We start from the raw sequence: 4,462 nt of genomic DNA on the forward strand, positions 1-4,462 counted from the left end.
GTGGTGGCCGCCGCCGGCAACCGCACCCGCGAGTTGAACGATCCAACCGCCCATGCCGAGATGCTGGTGCTGCGCGCCGGCTGTGCCGCGGCCGGGTCGGAACGGCTGCCCGGCTATGCGCTGTACGTGACCCTGGAACCCTGTGCCATGTGTGCGGCGGCAATCGCGGCGGCGCGGATCGCGCGGCTGTGTTATGGCGCCGCCGATCCGAAATCGGGCGGCGTGGCGCATGGCGCGCGGGTGTTCACCCATCCGCAGGCGCATCACGTGCCCGAGGTGATCGACGGCCTGTCGGCGCCGGACGCCGAAGCGCTGCTGAAACAGTTCTTCGCCCTGCGGCGGCAGGGCTAGGGCGGCCAGGTGGGAGGCGCCTCAAAAGGCGCCGATGCCGCAAAGGTCAGGCCCGGCATCGCGGCGATTGCTGGTCACATCCCGGCGCGCTGCGCTAGGCTGGTGAGGTAACGACTCGGGACATGCGCGCATGACCGAAACGATCGCCAAGCCCAAAGCCCTGCCGCGCGTGCGTACCGAACGGCCGCGGCTGTACAAGGTGATTCTGCTGAATGACGATTTCACCCCGCGCGACTTTGTCGTCAGCGTGCTGATGGGCGTGTTCCGGATGACCGAGGCCGAGGCGCTGGGCGTCATGCTGACCGCCCATCGCCGCGGCGCCTGCGTGGTGGCGGTCTATACCCGCGAAGTGGCCGAGATGAAGGCCCGGCAGGGCACCGAGGCGGGCCAGCAGAAAGGTTATCCGCTGGCCTTCACCACCGAACGCGAGGAATGAACCGGGCCTGATCCGGGGCGGGGAGGTCCCGGCGCGATGGCCGGGGCAAGCCGCTCAGATCTCGATGGCTTTCATCACTTCCGGTTCGATCACCTCGACCTCGGGCAGCCCGTCGATCAGCGCCTGCGCGGATTGTTCCAGCAGCGGGAAGGTCTTGTAATGGCAGGGGATCACGGTTTTGAAATCGAAGTATTTCTTTGCCGCCCAGGCCGCCGCCTTCATGTCCATGGTGAAATGGCCACCCGCCGACAGGATGCCGATATCGGGTGCGTAATATTCGCCGAACCAGGCCATGTCGGCCATGATGTCGGTATCGCCGCTAAGATAAATCACGTGCCCCTCGGCGGCGATCATGAAGCCGACCTCCGAGCCCCCTGCTTTCGGCCCATCGGGGGCGCCGAAGGTCGAGGAATGATCGGCCCGGACCATGCTGACCTTCACCCCGTTCAGATCGACGGTGCCGCCCTTGTTGAACCCGATGGTTTCGATCCCCTCGGTTTCGCCCCACCAGGACATCACGTCATACTGGCCGACCACCGGCACATCCAGTTCCTTGGCCAGCCGCACCGCATCGGCGGAATGGTCGAAATGGGCATGCGTCACCAGGATATGCGTGCCGCCTTCCACCGCGGCGGCATGCTGATCCTCGCCCAGCACCGGATTGCCGGTCAGCCACGGGTCGATCAGCAAAACCGCCTCTTTGGTTTCCAGGCGAAAGCTGCCATGACCCAGCCAGATGATCTTCATGAGATGTCTCCTTGTCTTTGCGGCGGAGCCTAGCATCGGAACGGGAAAAAGCCATGGGATGGACGGCGCAAATCGACGCCTATTGCGAAAGGCTGGGGCCGGGCCTGTGGGCCGAGCCGCTGAACGCGGTCTCGAACCTCGCCTTCCTGGTTGCGGCCCTGGTGATGTGGCGGCGCACCGGCGGGCGCGGGATCGGCGGGCTGCTATCGGCGATTCTGGCGCTGATCGGCATCAGCAGCGGGCTGTGGCACACGCTGGCGCAGGCCTGGGCTGGGGCGGCGGATAGCGGCGCGATCCTGGTCTTCGTGCTGGTCTACCTGTTCGCCGCGAACCGGCGTTTCCTGCGGCTGGGCCCGGCAAGGGCGCTGGGGGCCACCGTGTTGGCGCTGCCGCTGATGGCGGCGCTGGGCGCAGGCTTCGCGCGGGTTCCGGGGCTGGCCGGGTCGGCGGCCTATTGGCCGTTGCCGGTGCTGATTCTGGGCTATGCCGTCGCCCTGCGGCGCCGCCTGCCGGACACCGCGCGGGGGCTGGCGCTGGGCGCCGGCCTGCTGATGCTGTCGCTGACCTTCCGGATGCTCGATGCGCCGCTTTGCGGCTGGCTGCCGGCCGGAACCCATCTGATGTGGCACCTGCTGAACGCGGTGATGCTGGCCTGGATGATCGAGGTCTGGCGGCGCAGCCCCGAAACCTGACAGGTCGCCGAAACGGTTGGCGTTGCTGGGTTGTCGGTTTTCCCCGCCCGTGTCGGGGCGCGTGGCAAAGCCCCGCCCAGGGCGGCGCCACAGGCGGCGCAAATCCGGTTTCCGAAAGGCCCAAGCCTTGCGGGCAGGCGAGGGGGCGGTTAAATGCCCCTGACGCAGCAAGGATGCCCCATGTCGATTGATGAAAACACCGCCGCCCGCGTGGCCAAGCTGGCCCGGATCCGGGTCGAGGAAGCGGATCTGCCGGCGCTGGCGCAGGAATTCAACGCCATCCTCGGCTTTATCGAGCAGCTCAACGAGGTGGATGTCGACGAGGTCGAACCGATGACCTCGGTCACGCCGATGCGCCTGAAACGGCGCGAGGATCTGGTAAGCGACGGCAACCGCCAGGGCGAGATCCTGGCCAACGCGCCCGATGCGCGCGAAGGCTTTTTCGCAGTTCCGAAGGTGGTGGAATAAGATGAGCGAACTGAACAGACTGGGCCTGGCCGAGGCCCGCGACCTGCTGCGCAAGGGCGAGGTGACCTCGGTGCAGCTGACCGAGGCCTGCCTGGCGGCGATCGATGCGGCGGATGCGCTGAACGCCTTCGTGCACAAGACCCCAGAGATCGCGCTGCAGCGGGCCGAAGCCGCCGATGCCCGGATCCGCGCCGGCGACGCGCCGTCGATGTGCGGCCTGCCGGTGGGCATCAAGGACCTGTTCTGTACCCGCGGCGTGCCCAGCCAGGCGGCCAGCCGCATCCTGGAAGGCTTCCGCCCGGAATATGAATCCACCGTCAGCCAGAACCTGAAGGATTCGGGCGCGGTGATGCTGGGCAAGCTGAACATGGACGAATTCGCCATGGGCAGCTCGAACGAGACCTCGTGCTATGGCAATGCGGTGAACCCCTGGCGGCGCGGCAATGACGACACCGCGCTGACGCCGGGCGGATCCTCGGGTGGCTCGGCTACGGCGGTTGCCGCCGATCTGTGCCTGGCCGCCACCGGCACCGACACCGGCGGCTCGATCCGCCAGCCCGCCGCCTTTACCGGCATCACCGGGATCAAGCCGACCTATGGGCGCTGTTCGCGCTGGGGCATCGTCGCCTTTGCCTCCTCGCTGGACCAGGCCGGGCCGATGACCAAGTCGGTGCGCGATGCGGCGATCATGCTGGAAGCGATGTGTTCGCATGATCCGAAGGATTCCACCTCGACCGAGATTCCGGTGCCGGATTTCGAAGCGATGCTGACCGGCGATATTCGCGGCAAGAAGATCGGTATTCCGAAAGAATACCGCATGGACGGCATGCCCGACGAAATCGAGGCGCTGTGGCGCAGCGGTGCCGAGATGCTGAAGGCGGCCGGCGCCGAGATTGTCGATATCTCGCTGCCGCATACGAAATACGCGCTGCCGGCCTATTACGTGATTGCGCCGGCCGAGGCCTCGTCGAACCTGGCCCGCTATGACGGCGTGCGCTATGGCCACCGGGCAAAACTGGCCCAGGGCGACGGCATCACCGAGATGTATGAAAAGACCCGCGCCGAAGGGTTTGGTGACGAGGTACAGCGCCGGGTGATGGTTGGCACCTATGTGCTGTCCGCCGGGTTCTACGACGCCTATTACAACCGCGCCCGCAAGGTGCGCACGCTGATCAAGCGCGATTTCGAAGAGGTGTTTGCGCAGGGGGTCGATGCGATCCTGACACCGGCGACGCCGTCATCCGCCTTCGGCCTGGGCGAGATGGCCGAGGCCGACCCGGTGCAGATGTATCTCAACGACGTGTTCACCGTCACCGTGAACCTGGCCGGGCTGCCGGGGATCGCGGTGCCCGCGGGGCTGGACCGGCAGGGGCTGCCACTGGGGCTGCAGCTGATCGGGCGGCCCTGGGACGAGGGCGACCTGCTGAACACCGCCTTTGCGCTGGAGACCGCGGCGCAATTTGTGGCCAAACCGGGCAAATGGTGGTAAAACCGCCGCAAGAACAACAAAAACCCACGAGGCAGCGGTGATGCGCGCGGTATTCTCCATTCTGGCCATCGGTGTGCTTGCGGCCTGCGCACCGGAAATCCCCGACAGCGGGCTGGGCTTTGACAATTCCCCCGATGCCCGGCGGGCGCGGGAACTGGCGCTGAGCGGCGGTGCCGGGGCCGGTGTGCCGACAACCCCGCCGGTGGTGATCTCGGACGAGCGGCCGGCCTATGCCGCGCAGCCGCCGCTGGCCGCGCCCACGGCAGTACAGACCGCCGG

Annotated in this window: 6 protein-coding genes and 1 pseudogene; 6 read left to right on the forward strand and 1 reads right to left on the reverse strand. The window is 66.9% G+C overall.

Annotated elements, in window-relative coordinates; genetic code table 11:
* The coding region (locus tag CVM52_RS23900) for a nucleoside deaminase (protein ID WP_100164825.1) at positions 1-351 on the forward strand (351 nt) is incomplete at its 5' end.
* A 130-nt stretch (positions 352-481) separates the two neighbouring features.
* Complete coding sequence (gene clpS / locus CVM52_RS23905; RefSeq protein ID WP_100164826.1) at positions 482-787, forward strand: ATP-dependent Clp protease adapter ClpS; 306 nt, start codon at positions 482-484, stop codon at positions 785-787.
* 54 nt (positions 788-841) lie between these two features.
* Here clpS and CVM52_RS23910 read toward each other — a convergent pair whose 3' ends face one another.
* Complete coding sequence (locus tag CVM52_RS23910) at positions 842-1,534, reverse strand: metal-dependent hydrolase (protein ID WP_100164827.1); 693 nt, start codon at positions 1,532-1,534, stop codon at positions 842-844.
* Positions 1,535-1,587: 53 nt separating this feature from the next.
* Here CVM52_RS23910 and CVM52_RS23915 point away from each other — a divergent pair, with 53 nt between their 5' ends.
* The 4 genes and pseudogenes from CVM52_RS23915 to CVM52_RS23930 form a co-directional block, all read left to right on the forward strand.
* The gene (locus tag CVM52_RS23915; protein WP_100164828.1) at positions 1,588-2,226 is read left to right on the forward strand and encodes a hypothetical protein; all 639 of its coding nucleotides are present in this window, start codon (positions 1,588-1,590) and stop codon (positions 2,224-2,226) included.
* 180 nt (positions 2,227-2,406) lie between these two features.
* Positions 2,407-2,694: an Asp-tRNA(Asn)/Glu-tRNA(Gln) amidotransferase subunit GatC gene (gene gatC, locus CVM52_RS23920; protein WP_100164829.1), complete on the forward strand. Its 288-nt coding sequence runs from the start codon at positions 2,407-2,409 to the stop codon at positions 2,692-2,694.
* Between the two features lies 1 nt (position 2,695).
* The gene (gatA, locus tag CVM52_RS23925; protein WP_100164830.1) at positions 2,696-4,183 is read left to right on the forward strand and encodes an Asp-tRNA(Asn)/Glu-tRNA(Gln) amidotransferase subunit GatA; all 1,488 of its coding nucleotides are present in this window, start codon (positions 2,696-2,698) and stop codon (positions 4,181-4,183) included.
* A gap of 40 nt (positions 4,184-4,223) precedes the next feature.
* A pseudogene (locus CVM52_RS23930) lies at positions 4,224-4,462 on the forward strand (hypothetical protein); the annotation flags it as partial.

Origin of the sequence: Pseudooceanicola lipolyticus, assembly GCF_002786325.1 — a bacterium.
In the GTDB taxonomy this organism is placed as follows: domain Bacteria; phylum Pseudomonadota; class Alphaproteobacteria; order Rhodobacterales; family Rhodobacteraceae; genus Pseudooceanicola_C; species Pseudooceanicola_C lipolyticus.